Source organism: Saccharomonospora sp. NPDC046836 (assembly GCF_040645195.1).
Lineage (GTDB): Bacteria > Actinomycetota > Actinomycetes > Mycobacteriales > Pseudonocardiaceae > Prauserella_A.
The window spans coordinates 82,536-98,501 of record NZ_JBEYXW010000015.1; the positions used below are offsets into that span (position 1 = coordinate 82,536).

At 67.8% G+C, this 15,966-nt stretch carries 18 protein-coding genes; 14 read left to right on the forward strand and 4 right to left on the reverse strand.

Annotated features, from left to right (window positions below):
- Window positions 1-186 precede the first annotated feature (186 nt).
- From ABZ863_RS18595 to ABZ863_RS18615, 5 genes are read left to right on the forward strand one after another with little or no spacing between them, the layout of a single operon-like run.
- Window positions 187-1,095, forward strand: coding sequence for a phosphate/phosphite/phosphonate ABC transporter substrate-binding protein (locus ABZ863_RS18595; protein WP_358536979.1), 909 nt, complete (start codon window positions 187-189; stop codon window positions 1,093-1,095).
- Complete coding sequence (gene phnC / locus ABZ863_RS18600; RefSeq protein WP_358536982.1) at window positions 1,092-1,868, forward strand: phosphonate ABC transporter ATP-binding protein; 777 nt, start codon at window positions 1,092-1,094, stop codon at window positions 1,866-1,868. Before ABZ863_RS18595 ends, phnC begins: the two co-directional genes overlap by 4 nt.
- Complete coding sequence (gene phnE, locus ABZ863_RS18605) at window positions 1,865-2,686, forward strand: phosphonate ABC transporter, permease protein PhnE (protein WP_358536985.1); 822 nt, start codon at window positions 1,865-1,867, stop codon at window positions 2,684-2,686. Before phnC ends, phnE begins: the two co-directional genes overlap by 4 nt.
- Before the next feature lie 17 nt (window positions 2,687-2,703).
- The gene (locus tag ABZ863_RS18610; protein ID WP_358536987.1) at window positions 2,704-3,603 is read left to right on the forward strand and encodes a LysR substrate-binding domain-containing protein; all 900 of its coding nucleotides are present in this window, start codon (window positions 2,704-2,706) and stop codon (window positions 3,601-3,603) included.
- On the forward strand, window positions 3,600-4,835 hold the full coding sequence (locus ABZ863_RS18615; RefSeq protein WP_358536989.1) for an alkaline phosphatase family protein: 1,236 nt from the start codon (window positions 3,600-3,602) through the stop codon (window positions 4,833-4,835). The genes ABZ863_RS18610 and ABZ863_RS18615 overlap by 4 nt, the downstream gene beginning before the upstream one ends.
- Before the next feature lie 38 nt (window positions 4,836-4,873).
- Here ABZ863_RS18615 and ABZ863_RS18620 read toward each other — a convergent pair whose 3' ends face one another.
- On the reverse strand, window positions 4,874-5,674 hold the full coding sequence (locus ABZ863_RS18620) for a siderophore-interacting protein (RefSeq protein WP_358536991.1): 801 nt from the start codon (window positions 5,672-5,674) through the stop codon (window positions 4,874-4,876).
- An 84-nt stretch (window positions 5,675-5,758) separates the two neighbouring features.
- On the opposite strand from ABZ863_RS18620, the gene ABZ863_RS18625 reads away from it, so the two are divergent.
- The 5 genes from ABZ863_RS18625 (at window position 5,759) to ABZ863_RS18645 (ending at window position 10,690) form a co-directional block, all read left to right on the forward strand.
- Window positions 5,759-6,577, forward strand: a complete 819-nt coding sequence (locus ABZ863_RS18625; RefSeq protein WP_358536993.1) for an AraC family transcriptional regulator — start codon at window positions 5,759-5,761, stop codon at window positions 6,575-6,577.
- Window positions 6,578-6,745: 168 nt separating this feature from the next.
- Window positions 6,746-7,777, forward strand: a complete 1,032-nt coding sequence (locus tag ABZ863_RS18630) for an iron-siderophore ABC transporter substrate-binding protein (protein WP_358536995.1) — start codon at window positions 6,746-6,748, stop codon at window positions 7,775-7,777.
- Window positions 7,774-8,817, forward strand: coding sequence for an iron ABC transporter permease (locus ABZ863_RS18635; RefSeq protein WP_358536997.1), 1,044 nt, complete (start codon window positions 7,774-7,776; stop codon window positions 8,815-8,817). The genes ABZ863_RS18630 and ABZ863_RS18635 overlap by 4 nt, the downstream gene beginning before the upstream one ends.
- On the forward strand, window positions 8,814-9,869 hold the full coding sequence (locus ABZ863_RS18640) for an iron chelate uptake ABC transporter family permease subunit (protein ID WP_358536999.1): 1,056 nt from the start codon (window positions 8,814-8,816) through the stop codon (window positions 9,867-9,869). Before ABZ863_RS18635 ends, ABZ863_RS18640 begins: the two co-directional genes overlap by 4 nt.
- The gene (locus ABZ863_RS18645; RefSeq protein WP_358537001.1) at window positions 9,866-10,690 is read left to right on the forward strand and encodes an ABC transporter ATP-binding protein; all 825 of its coding nucleotides are present in this window, start codon (window positions 9,866-9,868) and stop codon (window positions 10,688-10,690) included. The genes ABZ863_RS18640 and ABZ863_RS18645 overlap by 4 nt, the downstream gene beginning before the upstream one ends.
- An 85-nt stretch (window positions 10,691-10,775) precedes the next feature.
- Here the strand turns inward: ABZ863_RS18645 and ABZ863_RS18650 are convergent, their stop codons facing one another.
- The 3 genes from ABZ863_RS18650 to ABZ863_RS18660 form a co-directional block, all read right to left on the reverse strand.
- Entirely contained in the window at window positions 10,776-12,467 is a 1,692-nt protein-coding gene (locus ABZ863_RS18650) for a SulP family inorganic anion transporter (protein ID WP_358537003.1), read from the reverse strand.
- Window positions 12,464-12,877 carry a metalloregulator ArsR/SmtB family transcription factor gene (locus tag ABZ863_RS18655; RefSeq protein ID WP_358537005.1) on the reverse strand — a complete coding sequence of 138 codons (414 nt, stop codon included), beginning with the start codon at window positions 12,875-12,877 and terminating at the stop codon, window positions 12,464-12,466. Before ABZ863_RS18655 ends, ABZ863_RS18650 begins: the two co-directional genes overlap by 4 nt.
- Window positions 12,878-12,980: 103 nt before the next feature.
- On the reverse strand, window positions 12,981-13,772 hold the full coding sequence (locus ABZ863_RS18660) for an SAVMC3_10250 family protein (protein WP_358537007.1): 792 nt from the start codon (window positions 13,770-13,772) through the stop codon (window positions 12,981-12,983).
- 357 nt (window positions 13,773-14,129) lie between these two features.
- On the opposite strand from ABZ863_RS18660, the gene ABZ863_RS18665 reads away from it, so the two are divergent.
- The 4 genes from ABZ863_RS18665 to ABZ863_RS18680 are packed head-to-tail and all read left to right on the forward strand — an operon-like array spanning window position 14,130 to window position 15,851.
- Window positions 14,130-14,480, forward strand: a complete 351-nt coding sequence (locus tag ABZ863_RS18665; protein ID WP_358537009.1) for a metalloregulator ArsR/SmtB family transcription factor — start codon at window positions 14,130-14,132, stop codon at window positions 14,478-14,480.
- The gene (locus tag ABZ863_RS18670) at window positions 14,477-14,977 is read left to right on the forward strand and encodes an SRPBCC domain-containing protein (RefSeq protein ID WP_358537011.1); all 501 of its coding nucleotides are present in this window, start codon (window positions 14,477-14,479) and stop codon (window positions 14,975-14,977) included. The genes ABZ863_RS18665 and ABZ863_RS18670 overlap by 4 nt, the downstream gene beginning before the upstream one ends.
- Entirely contained in the window at window positions 14,974-15,513 is a 540-nt protein-coding gene (locus tag ABZ863_RS18675; RefSeq protein ID WP_358537014.1) for a DUF6069 family protein, read from the forward strand. Before ABZ863_RS18670 ends, ABZ863_RS18675 begins: the two co-directional genes overlap by 4 nt.
- Complete coding sequence (locus ABZ863_RS18680; protein ID WP_358537016.1) at window positions 15,510-15,851, forward strand: DUF1801 domain-containing protein; 342 nt, start codon at window positions 15,510-15,512, stop codon at window positions 15,849-15,851. The genes ABZ863_RS18675 and ABZ863_RS18680 overlap by 4 nt, the downstream gene beginning before the upstream one ends.
- Window positions 15,852-15,966: the final 115 nt, after the last annotated feature.

Consider the following 15,966-nt stretch of genomic DNA (forward strand, 5'->3'; position numbering starts at 1 on the left):
CGCCAATTCCGGTGCGCGTTTCCATCGGGAATCGTGATGGCGGTCATCGGGTGTGCTCCTCGTGTTCACGTGGACTTCGCGGAGCTGGTTCCTCGTGGACATTGCGCTGCGAGCGGTGGCGCTTAGCGTGGCCGCGAGACACGGTCCACAGTGTGCCGGAGGCACGCGCAGAGGAGTGAACAGGCGATGCGGAATCCTGTCGTGAAAGGCAGTCTGGTGGCCGCCGCGATCGGCGTCCTGGTGTCGGCCGCGCTGGCGGGCTGCGGCTCGCCGAGCGCATCGAATGCGGGAGGCGGGCGGAGTGACACCATCCGATTAGGACTCGCGCCCGATGAGGATTCGGCTGCCGTGTTGCGAAAGTTCGAGCCGTTCATCTCCCACCTGAGCGAGGAGACCGGGCTCGAGGTCGAACCCTATGTCGGCGCCGATTACACGGCGGTGATCGAAGCCATGAACTCCGGGCACCTGGACGCGGCGTGGTTCGGTCCCTCCGAGTACGTCCTCGCCACCCAGACCGTCAGCAGCGGAGTTGAAGCCTTCGCCGCCGCGATCCAGGCGGAGGACACAGTGGACTACCGGACGAGCTTCGTCGTACGGTCCGATTCGGGCATCGATGGGATCGCTGACTTCGCCGGCAAGACCGTTGCGTTCACCGACCCGGCTTCGACCTCGGGACACATCTTCGGCAGGTACGCACTCGTCGAGGCCGGGTATGAGGCGGACGAACTGTTCGGACAGGTCATCTACTCCGGCAGCCACGACGCCTCCCTGCTCTCGGTGATCAACGGCCAGGCCGACGTCGCGGCGGTCTCCAGCAGGAAGATCGCGGGATTCGTGGAGAGCGGGCTGGTGGCACAGGACGAGATCAAGACGGTGTTCGAGTCGATGGAGATCCCCGCGGACCCCATCACCTACCGCGCGGACCTTCCCGAGGACGTCAAGAAATCCCTCAGGTCCGCCCTGCTGGAGAACTCACCCGAGTTGACGGCGAGTCTGGAAGGGACCGGGTTCGCACGGTTCGACCGAGCCGACGACGAGGTCTACGACCTGGTCCGGGAAGCCTATGCCGCCACCGGCCTGGAGCCGGAGCTGTGACAGTCACGCAACCGGCCATTTCGTTCGACAACGTCCACCAGAGCTACCACGGTCCCGGCGAGGCTGTGCTGCGCGGCGTCGACCTGACGATCCCCCGGTCCGACTTCTGCGTCGTCCTCGGCCGCAGCGGGATGGGAAAGTCCACCCTGCTCCGGTGCATCAACGGCTTCGTCCAGCCCTATGCGGGAACGGTCACGGTGTCCGGGCAGCGTGTCACGAAGGAGAAGTCGGTCCTGCGCGGCATCCGGCGCAAGGCCGGGATCATCTTCCAGGGCTACAACCTCGTCAACCGGCTGACGGCCCTGCAGAACGTCCTTTGTGGAATGCTGCCCGGAATTCCCGGCTACAGGTCGATTCCTGGGTTCTTCACTCGCGCCGAGAAGGAATGTGCGATGTCCCTTCTCGCCGAGGTCGGCCTGGAAGGGTACGCCGGCAAGCGCGCCGATCAGCTCAGCGGCGGGCAGAAACAGCGGGTGGGCATCGCGCGTGCGCTGGCACAGGATCCTGAGATCATCCTCGCCGATGAGCCCGTCGCGAGCTTGGACCCGGTGACCGCGGAGGAGATTCTCACGCTGCTCGCCGAGATCAACCGTGGAAAGGGCACCACCCTGGTGATCAGCCTGCACCAGCTCGAGTACGCCCGGTCCTATGGGGACCGGGTCATCGCCCTGCTCGACGGGAAACTGGCCATCGACAAACGTGCGGCCGACCTTTCCGCCGACGACGTGACCCGGATCTACGGCCAGGGCACACCGAAGGGGAACATGAATTGACGGCGACACGCAGTCCTGCGCCCGCGTCGGCGCGGCTGGAGTCGCGGCGAAAGCGCAACCTCAGCTGGGCACGCAACACCGTGCTGGTCATGGCCGCCGTCGCTTTCCTCGGTTGGAGCGCGAACGATCTGTCGATCAGCCCCTCGACGTTCGTCGAGGGAATCCCGAACCTGCTCGACTTCCTCTGGCGGATGTTCCCTCCCGACCTCTCGGTAGTGCCGAGCCTGGTCACCCCGATCCTCACCACCGTCGAGGTGGCGGTCTGGGGAACCCTGCTCGCAGTGATCATCAGCCTGTTCCTGGCCGTCGGAGCGGCCAAGAACCTGTTCGGCGGCAACCCGGCGATCTACGCGGTGTCCCGAGCGCTGCTCAGCGGTCTGCGTTCCCTGCCGGACATCATCTGGGCGCTGATCTTCGTCGCGGCCGTCGGGCTCGGCCCTTTTCCCGGTGTGCTTGCGCTCACCGTCTATTCCTGCGGGGAACTCGGCAAGCTGTACGCGGAGGCCATCGAGAACATCGATCCGGGACCGAGAGAAGCGCTGGAATCCACCGGTGCGGGCATATTCGCGACCATCCGGTGGTCGATCGTCCCGCAGATCCTCCCCGAGGTGATCACGTACAGCCTCTACAGGCTGGAATCCAACGTGCGGCATGCCTTCGTGCTCGGCATGGTCGGTGCGGGAGGGCTCGGTTTCGAACTGCAGGTGGCGATGCGGTTGTTCCAGTATCAGGAGGTCTCAGCGATCATCATCGTCATCATTCTCACGGTGGCCTCGATCGATCTGATCTCCTCGCGCATCAGGGCGCGCGTCATCTGAATTCCGGAGAATCCATTATGACCAGGAGATTCAGCCTGCATCACGCCGAAGCGCTGATTGCCATCGCCGATCACGGCAGCGTGTCCGCTGCCGCGCGTGCGCTCGGCGTCGCCCAGTCGACCGTTTCCTCGTACCTGCAACAACTCGAAGGCGAGATCGGCGCGGTACTGATCGACCGCAGTACACGGTCCTCCCGGCCGACCGAGGCGGGGAAGACCTTCCTCGAGTACGCGCGCTCCCTGCTCTCGTTGGCCGACGAGGCCATGGACCAGGTGGCCCGGGTCCGGTGCGCCCCTGTCGCAGGGGCGCTGGTGATCGGCGGCACCACGACCGTCACCGAGCACCTGCTGCCAGGGCTGCTGTCGTCGTTCGTCGAACGCTACCCCGACGTGGAAGTGGACCTGCACGTCGATAATTCGGCCGCGATCACCCAGCGCGTCATCGACGGCGATCTGCCGCTGGCGCTGCTCGCGGCACCGTGCGAACGGCCCGCACTGGACGTGAGCAAGATCGGCACCGAACGGCAGCTCGTCATCGCGGCGGGTGACCACCCACTCGCCGGTCAGCACGTCGATCCCCACGTGCTGCGCGGCAGCAGGGTCCTGCTGCGCGAGGAAGGCTCGGCCACCCGGCAGTACCAGCTCGAACTGCTCGGGAAATGGCGGATACCCGCGGTGCATCTGAGCACGATCGCCAGCACCAGCGCCATCATCGCCGCCGTCGAGCACCGGCTCGGCATCGCCTGCCTTCCCCGCGCGGCCGCCGAGCACGCGCTGCTGCTGGGCAGGGTCGCCGAGTTGCATCTCGACCCGGCGCCTCCCGAGCGCCCGATCCATCTCATCCGGCTGGCCGACCGGCCGCTGACCCTGATCGAGGAACTGTTTCTCGAACGCGTTCGAGAGGAAGGAACACCGTGAAGACCATCACCGTGAACGACCGGCCCTACACCGTCCCCGACCACCCAGTGGTCGTGATCACGGTCGACGGCGGCGATCCGCGGTACTTCCACGACGCCCTGGATCGGGGCACCATGCCACGGTTGCGGCGGATGCTCGACAACGGGGGCGAGTTCGGCATCGGCCGCTCGGAGATCCCCAGTCTGACCAACCCGAACAACATCTCCATCGTCACCGGTGTTTCCCCGGCGCTGCACGGCATTCCCGGGAACTACTGCCGCCTCCCCGACGGCTCGCTCGAACTGCTCAACGATCCGAAGTACCTGCGCGCGCCCAGCATTCACGCGGCATTCGCCGCCCAGGAAGTGCCCACCCTCACGGTGACCACAAAGGACAAGCTTCGGCTACTGCTCGGCCATGGCGGTGTGCCGAGCGTCAGCGTGGAACGCGCCGCCGGATCAGCGCTGCCCCGGTATGGGGTGAGTGATGTCGAGCAGCTCGTCGGCGCGGCCGCGCCCGATGTGTACGACCCACTCGCCAGCCACTATGCGATGCGCATCGGCCTGGCGGCGCTGCGGCACGCTCCCGATCTGCGGTTGCTCTATGTCTCGCTGACCGACCGGGTGCAGCATGCCTCCGCGCCCGGCGAGGAGCTGTCCGACCTGTTCCTCACCGAGTTCGACACGCTGCTCGGCGAATACCTCGATACGGGCTGCACGGTCGCGATCACCGCCGACCACGGGATGAACGCCAAGCACGACGAGCACGGCGACCCGCGCGTGCACTACCTGATGGACGTACTGACCGAGCGCAGGGTGCCCGTGGACGAGGTGGTGCTGCCCATCACCGACCCCTACGTCCGGCACCACGGAGCGCTGGGCGGCTTCGCCTGGCTGCACCTGGCCCCCGAACACCGCACGGCAGCGCGGGAAGTGCTGGCGGCACTCCCGGGGATCGAGGAGATCTGGGACAGGGCCGACGCCGCCACCAGCTACGAACTCCCGGCCGACCGGATCGGCGATCTCGCCGTCACCGCCTCCGCGAGTACCGCGCTCGGCCGGACCGCCGCCGACCACGACCTGAGCCAGCTGCACGGGAAGCTCCGCTCACACGGCAGCAGACACGAGCAGTTCGTGCCGCTCATCCTCAACCGTCCGGTACGGGGACCGCTCGCCGCCCGCTTCGCCGCTGGGACGCTCCGCAACCGCGACATCCATGACCTGGCACTGAATCACCTCGGCAGCTTCGGCTGAGCGCAGCATGGGTTCCCGGCTGCGCGAGCCCCACATGTTCAACCGGCGCGCCCGACCTTCCAGTAACCCGTGAAGGCGATGCGGGACTTCGGCACGCCGGCGGTGACGAGGTGCCGTCGGCTCTCCGCTACGCACCTCTGTTCGCCGGCGAGGTAGGCCTGCAGGGAGGCGGGTTGCGCCGGCGAGTAGGCGTGCACCGCCTCGAGGGCGAGGATGCCGGGACGCTCGTGGGGATCGGTGCGCGCGAGCCAGCGCACTTCGACCCCGCATGGCGCTTCCACTGACTGCATGTCGTCCGCTGTGGGGATCTCGATGATGGCCAGGCCTGCTGTGCTGCGGGGCAGGCTGCGGAGGATGCCGGCGATGGCCGGGAGTGCCGACTCGTCACCGGCGAGGAGGACGAAGCCGGCGTCATCGATGGGGTCGAAGCCGCGCCCCTGGTCGATGAGCGCGACCCGCTCTCCAGCTTGGGCGCGCCGGGCCCAGGGGCCGGCGATGCCCTGGTCGCCGTGGGCGACGAAGTCGACGTCGAGCTCACCGAGGTCGGGTCGAAGCTCGCGGACGGTGTAGTTACGGAACGGCGGCCGGGTGCCCGACTTCGCGGTGAGGTACTTGAGGTAGCCGGCCATGCCGAACCGCTCCGGCACCGCAGCGAAGTCGGTCTGGCCGTTCCGGCGGGGCAGGAACAGGCGGAACCACTGATCGTAACCGCGCACGGGCAGCCGCTTCAGGTCCTCGCCGGTGAACGTCACGCGCACCATGTGCGGGGTGACGCGGTCGGTGCGCAGGACTTCTGCGGTGTAGAGCCCGCCGATCTTGCGGCCGTCGGTGAAGGCCATGGAGTTGTGCCCTCTCAGTGGACTGTGCTGTCGTGGTGAACCACACAACACGAGGCATTTAGGTTTGCCTTACCTTATCAGTTCGTGGCCAAGTTGTGGAAAGGACGGGAACCGCAGGCGATCGACAGCCGCGCGTTGCCCGTGTTCGCGGCCGGCACGGTCGAGGTGCCCTTCGTCATCTCGGGCCCGGGCGAGCTCGTCTCTCGCGACACCGCATGGGAGGCTCACGCGCACCCGACGCACGAGCTGCTCTGGAACCGGCGAGGGGCCTCGAACGCGACGATCGGGACGCGCACCTGGACGATCACGCCTGTCATAGGACTTTGGCTGCCGGCGGGGGTCGTGCACGTGGGGTACGCACCCGCCGGCACCTGGTATCGCACCGCGCACTTCGACACCGAGGCGGTGCCCGGCTTGTCCGACGAGCCGGTCGCGGTCGAGATCACCCCGTTGTTGAGCCTGCTGCTGGACCGGCTCGCCGAAGACTCGCTCGGTGTGGCCTCGCGCGCTCTGACAGAACAGCTCGTTCTGGACGTGCTGACGCCCTCGTCCCATGCGCTTCTCGTCCAGATGCCCACGAGCGAACTGCTGCACCCCATCGCCGAGGCCTTCGAGGCCGATCCGGGCGACACGCGCTCCCTCCCGGCCTGGGCCGGCCGGCTCGGGGTCAGCGAACGCACCATCGCGCGAGCGTTCCGCACTGAAACCGGCTTGAGCTTCACGGGGTGGCAGGCCGCTGTCCGGGCGCAACGGGCGGTGCTGTTGCTGGCGTCCGGCATGCGTGTGGAAGAGGTTGCCGAACGCCTTGGCTACGGCTCGGCCAGCGCCTTCGGTGCCGCGTTCCGACGCACGACCGGGCTGACTCCAGGGCAGTTCCGTAACGCCTCAACGGCAGCCGGCTGAACCGCCTGCGCAGAACTCATGTCTGAACCACTACATCCGATGTCCGGAACGCTCGATTGCGCCAGCCAGCGGATTCTTCCTAGGATTTTAGGTAACCCTCACCTAACTCGCCGAAGATTTGGCGGCGAGTGAGGGCCCCGCCCTTCTTGAGAGATGAGCTTCTTCCGCATGTTTTCACGTCGTTCCTTCGTCCTGGCGCTGGCCGGATCGGTCGCCATTGCCCTCTCCGCCTGCTCCACGGCTCCTTCCGAGGCACCTCAGTCCGGTGCCGCCGACGCGCCGTCGGGTGAGTTTCCCATCGTCATCGAGCACGCACTGGGCACGACCACCATCGAGGAAGCTCCACAGCGGGTGGCCACTGTCAACTGGGCCAACCACGAGGTGCCGCTTGCGCTCGGGATCGTGCCGGTCGGCATGGCCGCGGCGAACTTCGGCGACGATGACGGCAACGGCCTGTTGCCATGGGTGCAGGAGAAACTCGACGAGCTGGGCACGGAGACTCCAGCACTGTTCGACGAGACCGACGGCATCGACTTCGAGGCCGTGGCAGACACCAACCCCGACGTCATTCTCGCCGCCTACTCCGGACTGACCAAAGAGGACTACGACACACTCAGCGAGATCGCACCGGTCGTCGCCTACCCGACGGCACCGTGGGCAACGTCCTGGCGCGAGGTCATCCGCTACAACGCGAAGGGCCTCGGTCTTGCCGAGGAGGGTGATCAGCTGGTTGCGGACATCGAGGCGCAGCTCGCCACCACCGTCGGTGAGTATCCACAGCTGGCCGGCAAAGCGACCATGTTCGTCACACACGTCGACACCACCGACCTGAGCACGGTGAACTTCTACACCGAAAACGACACCCGGGCGGCCTTCTTCAAGGACCTCGGGCTGAGCACCCCCAAGGCGGTCGCCGAGGCGTCCGGGGCCGGCGAGTTCTCCGGCAGCATCAGCGCTGAAAGGGTGGACCTCTTCGACGACGTGAAGCTGATCGTCACCTACGGTGACCAGGCGCTGGTCGACGCCCTGAAGGCCGACCCGCTGCTGTCGCAGATGCCTGCCATCGCCAACAACGCGGTGGTGTTCCTCGACGGCAGCGGGCCGCTGGGGACCGCGGCGAACCCGACTCCGCTGGCGATCTCGTGGGTCCTCGAGGACTATGTCGCCCTGCTGGCCGAGGCCGTGGACCGGGCGAGGTGACCGCTGGCGTATCGCCGTCGACCTCGGGCGTCGCCGTCCTGCGGCGCCCGACGCGGGTGAGGTTGCTGTGGCTGCTCGTCGTGGCGGTTGTGCTGGCAGGGCTCGTGGTCGCGTCCGTCGTGATCGGCTCGCGGGTCGTCTCATGGGACGACGTGATCGCCGCACTGGACGGCTCCGTGGATGGTCTCAACCAGGCGGCGGTCACCAAACGCATCTCCCGCACCGTGCTCGCCCTTCTCCTTGGCGCCTGCCTCGGCTTGGCCGGCGCGGTGATGCAGGGTGTGACCCGCAACCCGCTGGCCGATCCCGGCATACTCGGCGTGAACATGGGGGCCTCCCTCGCCGTCGTCACCGGCATTGCCTGGTTCGGCCTGTGGAGGTTCAGCGGCTTCATCTGGACTGCCATCGCGGGCGCGGCCGTCACCGCTGTGCTGGTCTACCTTATCGGCTCGCTCGGCCGGGGCGGGGCAACGCCGCTGAAGCTGGCTCTGGCAGGGGCGGCGACCACCGCAACCTTCGCCTCGTTCATCAGCGCGGTAGTGCTGCCACGCGGCGACATTGCCGGCTCCGTGCGCTCCTGGCAGATCGGCGGTGTCGGCGGCGCGAGTTTCGAAGCCATTGGGCAGGTCCTGCCCTTCCTTGCGGTCGGAACGGTGATCTGCCTGCTCTCCGCCCGCGCACTCAACTCCCTCGCCCTCGGTGACGAACTGGCCGCGGGGCTCGGTGAGCGCGTGGCCATCGCGCGCGGGTTCGCCTCCCTCGGAGCAGTGCTGTTGTGTGGCGCGGCGACAGCGGTCGCGGGCCCGATCGGATTCGTTGGGCTCGTCGTCCCTCACCTGTGCCGGCTGCTCGTTGGCGTAGACCACCGTTGGTTGCTGCCGTTCTCCGCTCTCACGGGGGCGGGCCTGCTGACCGCCTCCGATGTGCTCGGCCGCGTCATCGCCCGTCCAGAGGAGGTCGACGTCGGCATCATCACCGCGCTCGTCGGCGCCCCGTTCTTCATCGCGATCGTGCGCAGGCAGAAGGTGCGTGAGCTGTGAAAACCCCACTCGCCGCCCATGACGCTTCGAGCGTCGGGATCGTCACCGCAAGCCGTGTCCGGCGCGGCCGCCGACGGCGGATCGTCATCGCCGTACTCGCCGCGCTCATCGTCGCCATGTTCGCGCTCGCACTCATGGTCGGCAGGACGTTCTACACACCGGGCGAGGTGCTCGGCGTGCTTCTCGGTGACGATGTTCCGGGTGCTTCGTTCACCGTCGGGCGCCTGCGCCTGCCGCGGGCGGCGCTCGCCGTGGTCGCCGGCGCCTGCTTCGGGCTTGGCGGCATCACGTTTCAGACGATGCTTCGCAACCCACTCGCCAGCCCTGACATCATCGGCATCAGCGCGGGTGCGAGCGCGGCCGCCGCGTTCGCCATCGTCATCCTGGGGTTCGGCGGCGCGCGGGTGTCGGTGTTCGCCATTGTCGTCGGGCTCGCTGTGGCGATCATGGTGTACCTGTTGTCGTTCCGCAGCGGAGTGGTAGGCACGCGGCTGGTTCTGATCGGCATCGGTATCGCCGCGATGCTCAACTCCGTCACGGCGTACGTGCTCAGCAAAGCCCCGCAATGGGAGCTGCAGGAGGCGATGCGCTGGCTCACCGGCAGCCTCAACGGCGTCACCTGGGGCGACGTGCTCCCGGTGCTGATCGCCCTCGCCGCGCTGGGACCCGTGCTGCTCGGTCAGGCACGTAATCTGTCGATATTGCAGCTCGGCGACGATGCGGCTGCTGCCATGGGCGTGCACACGGAACGCACCCGCATCCTGCTCATTGTCGGCGCCGTCGGCCTCATCGCCTTCGCCACCGCCGCCGCCGGGCCGGTCGCATTCGTCGCGTTCCTGGCGGGGCCGATCGCGGCGCGCATCGTCGGGCCCCGCGGCGTCCTGCTGGTCCCATCGGCGTTGGTGGGAGCGCTGCTCGTGCTCGCAGCCGACCTCGTCGGACAGTTCGCCTTCGGCACCCGTTACCCGGTCGGGGTGGTCACCGGTGCACTCGGTGCGCCCTACCTGCTGTACCTCATCATCCGAACCAACCGCACGGGAGGCTCACTGTGACCGCATCCCATACCCTCGTCGCCGAGCGGCTCGAGCTCGGCTACCGGGACCGCACTGTGATCAGCTCACTCGACCTCACCGTGCCCCCGGGGCGGATCACCGCCATCGTCGGCGCCAACGCGTCCGGCAAGTCCACTTTGCTGCGTTCGATGTCCCGGCTGCTGGCCCCCCGCGACGGGCACGTGCTGCTCGACGGCAAGCAGGTACACCGGATGCCTGCCAAGGAGCTCGCCCGCACGCTCGGCCTGCTCCCCCAGTCGCCGATCGCACCCGAAGGCATCACCGTCGCCGATCTCGTCGGCCGGGGCAGGCATCCGCACCAGCGCGTGCTCTCCCGGTGGAGCCGTCGTGACGATGAGGCGGTCGCCGCGGCTCTGGAGGCGACCAGCACGCTCGACCTGGCCGAGCGTGCGGTCGACGAGCTGTCCGGCGGACAGCGGCAACGGGTGTGGATCGCGATGGCGCTCGCCCAGGAGACCGAGCTGTTGTTGCTGGACGAGCCAACCACCTTCCTCGACGTGAGCCACCAGGTCGAGGTGCTCGACCTGCTCACCGACCTCAACTGCGACCGCGGTACGACCATCGTGATGGTGCTACACGACCTCACCCTCGCAGTTCGCTACGCCGACCACCTCGTTGCGCTCGCCGACGGGCGAGTGCACATCGCCGGGCATCCAGGCGAGGTGCTCACCACCGACACCGTGCGCGCCGTGTTCGGTCTCGACAGCCGCATCATCACCGACCCCACCTCCGGCAGGCCACTCATGCTGCCGCTAGGGCGGCATCACACGGCGTTCGCCGACCAGGAAGCCGTGTCGTGACATGCCACACCCACGAGCTTTGCTACGGCTACGACATGTTCACCGAGATGCGCTTCCTGCTAACGATCCAGCGAGGGCGCGAAGGTCACCGCGGTGGCGTGTCTGCGGTCTCGGCTGCTTTCCTCACGTGCGCGCGGGCGTGGGCGACCGCGTCGTCGAGGTGGTCGTGGACGTGGCGCTCGTGGCGGAGCTCGCCCAGCACCCCGACGGTGGTCAACAGCCTGCGGTGCCGGTGCTGCACGCCCTTGACCAGGACGGTCACACCACGGGCCTGAAGGCCGCCGACGAGCTCGCCGAGCGCCTTGGCGCCGGTCGCGTCGACCATGCGCAGCTGCGACAGGCGTAACACGACCACCGCCACGCCGTCTGTGATCGACAGCTCGGACACCTGGCTCAGCACGCGCTCGGACGCACCGAAGAACATGGCTCCCTCGAGCCGGAACAGGGCGATGCGCTCGTCGCCCGGCTGGGCCGGGCCGGGCAGTGTCTCGCGATGCACCCCGGCCCCACGGGCAACCTGACGGAGCGCGAAAAAGGCAGCCACCAGGATCCCGACCTCAATGGCCTGGATCAGGTCGAACGCCACCGTGACGCCCGCCGTCACCATGAACGTCACCGCGCTGGACCAGCCCGCGCCCAGCACGACACGGACCGTCCTAACAGGAATCATCCGGAAGCTCGTGACCATGAGTACGCCCGCGAGCGCGGCGAGCGGGATACGCGACACCGGCCCGGTCGCGGCGTAGATGACCACGAGGATCACCACAGCGTGTACCACCGCCGCAAGCCGCGTCCTGGCTCCCGAGCGCACGTTCACCGCAGTGCGGGCGATGGCGCCGGTGGCGGGCATCCCGCCGAACAGGCCGCTCGCCACCGAGGCAAGCCCCTGGCCCACCAGCTCACGGTCGGGCTGGTAGACGTTCGCGACCCCGGGACCCGCCTGAACCATCGAGCCCCCGACCCGTGCCGACAGCAGCGATTCGATGGCCGCCAGCGCCGCCACCGCGAGCGCGGCACCGGCCAGCTCCCGCGCCGCGCCCAACTCCAGCGCCGGGAATACCGGTGCGGGCAAGGAATCCGGCAGAGCACCGATCCTCGGCACCCGCGCCTGCAGGGCCTCGGCGGCGAGCGTGACCACAGCGACACCCACCAGCGAAGCTGGAATCGCCGCATGCAGCCGCGGCAGCAACACCATGATCGCCGCGACGACTCCCACAGTGCAGAGCGGCCAGGCCACGGCTGCCCAGTCGCCACCGGCGAGGACCTCCCGCACGGCGTCCCACGCGGTCAGGAGCGTGTTGTGGCCTGGCTCGGCGGCGACACCGACCGCAGCGGGAACCTGCTGCAGGAAGATGATGCACGCGATACCGAACGTGAAGCCCTCGACCACAGGCCACGGGATGAAGGTCACCACACGGCCCAGCCGAGCGAGACCCGCGGCGAGGACGATCAGTCCACCGAGGACGGTGACCAGCGCCACGGACGCAAGCCCGTGCGCGGCGACGATCGGCGCCAGAACCACAGCCATCGCCCCGGTAGGGCCGGAAACCTGAACAGACGAGCCACCGAACACCGCCGCCACCAGCCCGGCGACGACCGCGGTCACCAGCCCGGCCGCCGGGCCGACACCCGAACTCACCCCGAAGGCCAGCGCCAGGGGCAGCGCGACCACACCCACGGTGACCCCGGCCAGCACGTCAGCACGCAGCACGGTCGGACGCAGGTCGTAATCGTCCCGACGCGGCAGCAGGCTCCGCGCCGCGGACAGCGCGCTCACGCCCGGTCCTCCTCGACGGCCTCCAGCAGCGCCCGGGGGCTCGCGCCCGGCAACGGCGGCAGGCGGCGCGCCGCCTCCAACTGATCGGATCCCGGAGTCAGACTCGACAACAGGAAGGCACGCGCCACAACGAGCAGCTCGCCGACAAGAGGCTGCGCCAGCCAGTACTCCACGGCATTACCCGTGCGCGTGGACGCCACCACACCAGTACGGCGCAGCACAGCCAAGTGCTGCGAAAGCTGCGACGCCTCGCAACCCGTCACCCCGAGCAACTGCGTCACCGGTGCACCCTCATCCCCCGCAGCAGCCAGCACTTCAAGCACCTGGATCCGGGTCGGGTGCGCGAGGCACTTGAACAGGTCCGCCTTGATCCGGTACAGCGGCTCAGTCGTTCGGGAACGCGCGGGCAATCCATCCACCTCCTGGTTTGATGAACTTATCAAGTCATCAAACCAGCGGCGATCGCGGGCTCGACACAGCTACTGAGCAGGTTCGGCCTGCCCCGGCATCGGGTCAGCCGTGGGCGACGTAGAGGGGAGTGCCGATCACGCCGTGGTTCTCGGCCGGACCGCTGGAGTCGCCTGCCCAGGGGTCACCGAGGCGTGTGGGCAGTGGGAAGAAGGTGTCGCCGAACGGTACGGCGAGGAACTGAAGGTACTGTTGGGCGCCTCGAATTCGGCATCGTGCACCCACCTTCAGCGCCCTTGAGGCCACCTGGTCGTAGGGCTGGTAAGCGTCGTCGTCAAGCAACTCCAGAAGATGCTGCAAAATCATGATCGACGAGAGCCCTACCGCTGCTTGCTCCGATTGGGTTTGGTGGATCAGGTGACCCGGCGATCCGGTGAGGAACACCATTGATCCGTCCTGGGGATCGAACCCCCGAAATACCAGCAAGTCCGCGGCTGCCCTGGCGGGGTCGTGGGGGTGATCCTTCAAGTATTCCTCGGCATGTAGTGCGCCCCAGTACATGGGCATCCGTCCGCGGAAGAACTCCCGTCCTGGCAAGCCAGGAGTGCCGACCTGGTGGTGGTTGTCGATGTAACGTTCGACCACGGCGAGCTTGGCCATGCGTGTTGCGGCCGGCTGGTCGGCGGTGCTGATCGCCACGCCGGCGATCCCGAGATCCAGTGAGAGTTCCGCCGACACTTGCCGCCGGTCCGCTGGGTCGATCTGCTCGAAGAACATGTCCAGCTTGGTGTCCGAGACGTAAACGTAGTTCCGCAACCCTCGACGGCGCCGACGTCGGAACAGTTTCATCTCGCCCCCATTCCAACTCGCTGCGGTCGGCGCGTTGGAATCGACCATATCGCTCAGCGTCCGAACCTCGGGAGAGCTATTTCTACGACGGTCGCCGACAACGCACACGACCTTGTCGGCGAGCTGCTTTACCACGAACGCCAGGACTGGATTTCAGGCTGCAGCGCCGGGGCCGGGTGTCCCCGACGTCCATGCCGCATCGGGTGTTGCCACTCGGACGATCACCTCGACGGAGGTCGGCAACTCGGTGCAGGACCTCGAAGTAGGCGACCACGTGGTCCACCTCCTCGTCGCGGCGTGCCTCGTGAGTACCCGGGCGTGGGACAGCGCCTTGACAGCACTACCGGTCACGTCGGACCCGCGGAGATATTGAACCTTTCGGTTCACTGATTTATAGTCAACCGTATGGTTCACCATGAGGTACTCGACCGGGTCTTCTCCGCTGTGGCGGATTCCACCCGACGGGAGGTGCTCGTCCGCCTCGGACGCGGACCGGCTTCGCTCGGGGAACTGGCCGAACCGTTCGCGATGAGCCTGACGGGAATGGCCAAGCACGTGCGGGTGCTCGAGGACGCCGATCTGGTGATCAGCGAGAAGGTCGGCCGCACACGGGTGTGTCGCCTAGGCGAGGAGCGCCTGGAGGACGCGATGGCTTGGATCAGCTTCTACCAACGGCTCTGGGAGCGTCGTCTCGACGGTCTCGAGGCCTACTTCACCCTCCTCAAAGGGGCAGACGGAAAGGGAGCGGACGCGTGAGCGATGTGAGCAGCGAGTCGGCGGAGCGGTCAACCGGCACAGAGGACTTGGAACTGAGGATGACGCGGCAGTTGCCGGCCACCCCGGAGGAGGTGTTCGACGCCTACACCGACGCGGAGAAGCAGAAGATCTGGTTCAGCATTCTCGACGAGGCGCCGGGAATCGTCGAGATTGAGGTGGACTTGCGCGTCGGGGGCACGCAGACCGCGGTGTGGGGCCCGAGCCCGGATCAGCTGTTCCGGGAGGTGCAGACCTTCCTGGTCATTGAGCGCCCGCACCGGCTGGTGACCGAGTCCCGCGGCAGCAGCCCGGACGGCATGACCATGACCACGACCATTGAGGTCACCTTCGAGCCGAAGGACGGCGGGACGCTGATGACCGTAATGCAGAGCGGCTTCCCGACGCCAGAGATCCGCGACTTCTTCACCGGCGAGGTGTGGGTCGGCGCGTTCAACCGGATCGAAGCATTCCTGCGCCGTGGACAGGTGCCGGCATGAGGTGGACCGAAATCCTCCGGTCGGACGGCGACCTGACGTCGCGACGGCGAAGGGGGTCGTGGTCGAGGGGCGCGGTGGTGGCCACTGCTGTCGTCGCCGCGGTCGCGATCAACCTGGTCGTGTACGCCACCGGCCTGACAGCCGGGGCGCGGTACGCCTTCACCCGCGACGGCCGGTCGATGGCCGTCGACGCGGTCACCGTGGCCGGCTTCACCGCCGTGCCACTGCTGGCCGGCCTGCTGCTCGTGGCGGTGGCCGGCCCGCGCTGGCCGGCACTGTATCGCTTCGCCTTGGTCGGAGCGCCGCTGGCGGCTGTGGGGACCATTGGGCTGATGACGCTGCCAGCCGGCTTCGACACCGCCAGCACGATTGCGCTCGCGACCTGCCACCTGACCCTGGCGCCGCTCAGCTTCCTCGCCGCGGCGGCGCTGCGGCACAGGCGGCAGAGGTCCACCCGGCAGCCGCTGGCGGCCGGCACGCCGCTGGGCGGCACCGGCTCCGACGGCGTCCTCCCGCCCGAACGGAGGCGGTCGTGACCGCGCCGGGCAGCATCGACGAATACGTCGCCGCCCACCCGCCCGAGACTCGGGAGGTACTGTCCAAAGTGGCCGCCGCGATGCGCCGGGCCCTGCCTGGCGCGGAGGAGCGGATCCGCTACGGCATGCCGGCGTTCATGCTCGGCGGCAGGTACTCCCTGCATTTCGCCGGTTGGAAGACCCACGTCGGCCTCTATCCGGTACCGCGCCTGGACGACGAACTCGAGACGCTGCTAGAGCCGTACCGAACGAAGAAGGACACCGTGCGCTTCATGTACCGGCAACCGGTGCCCTACGACCTCATCGAACGGGTGGCAGCGGCGGTCCGTCCCGGTTGATGACGTAGCGATCCCGCGCCCGGCAGGCTTTCAACTCCTTGTGAAAAAGACGGATGGGCCACCCGAACCGCATTCGTTCCACATATGGAACACGTTCCCCTTTGTGGCAGCGTCG

Coding starts and splice junctions, on each gene's coding strand:
- ABZ863_RS18665 (WP_358537009.1), top strand. CDS start 14,130: ATGGTTCACCATGAGGTACTCGACCGGGTCTTCTCCGCTGTGGCGGAT.
- ABZ863_RS18620 (WP_358536991.1), bottom strand. CDS start 5,674: ATGGCCTTCACCGACGGCCGCAAGATCGGCGGGCTCTACACCGCAGAA.
- ABZ863_RS18675 (WP_358537014.1), top strand. CDS start 14,974: ATGAGGTGGACCGAAATCCTCCGGTCGGACGGCGACCTGACGTCGCGA.
- ABZ863_RS18595 (WP_358536979.1), top strand. CDS start 187: ATGCGGAATCCTGTCGTGAAAGGCAGTCTGGTGGCCGCCGCGATCGGC.
- ABZ863_RS18660 (WP_358537007.1), bottom strand. CDS start 13,772: ATGGTCGATTCCAACGCGCCGACCGCAGCGAGTTGGAATGGGGGCGAG.
- ABZ863_RS18610 (WP_358536987.1), top strand. CDS start 2,704: ATGACCAGGAGATTCAGCCTGCATCACGCCGAAGCGCTGATTGCCATC.
- ABZ863_RS18630 (WP_358536995.1), top strand. CDS start 6,746: ATGTTTTCACGTCGTTCCTTCGTCCTGGCGCTGGCCGGATCGGTCGCC.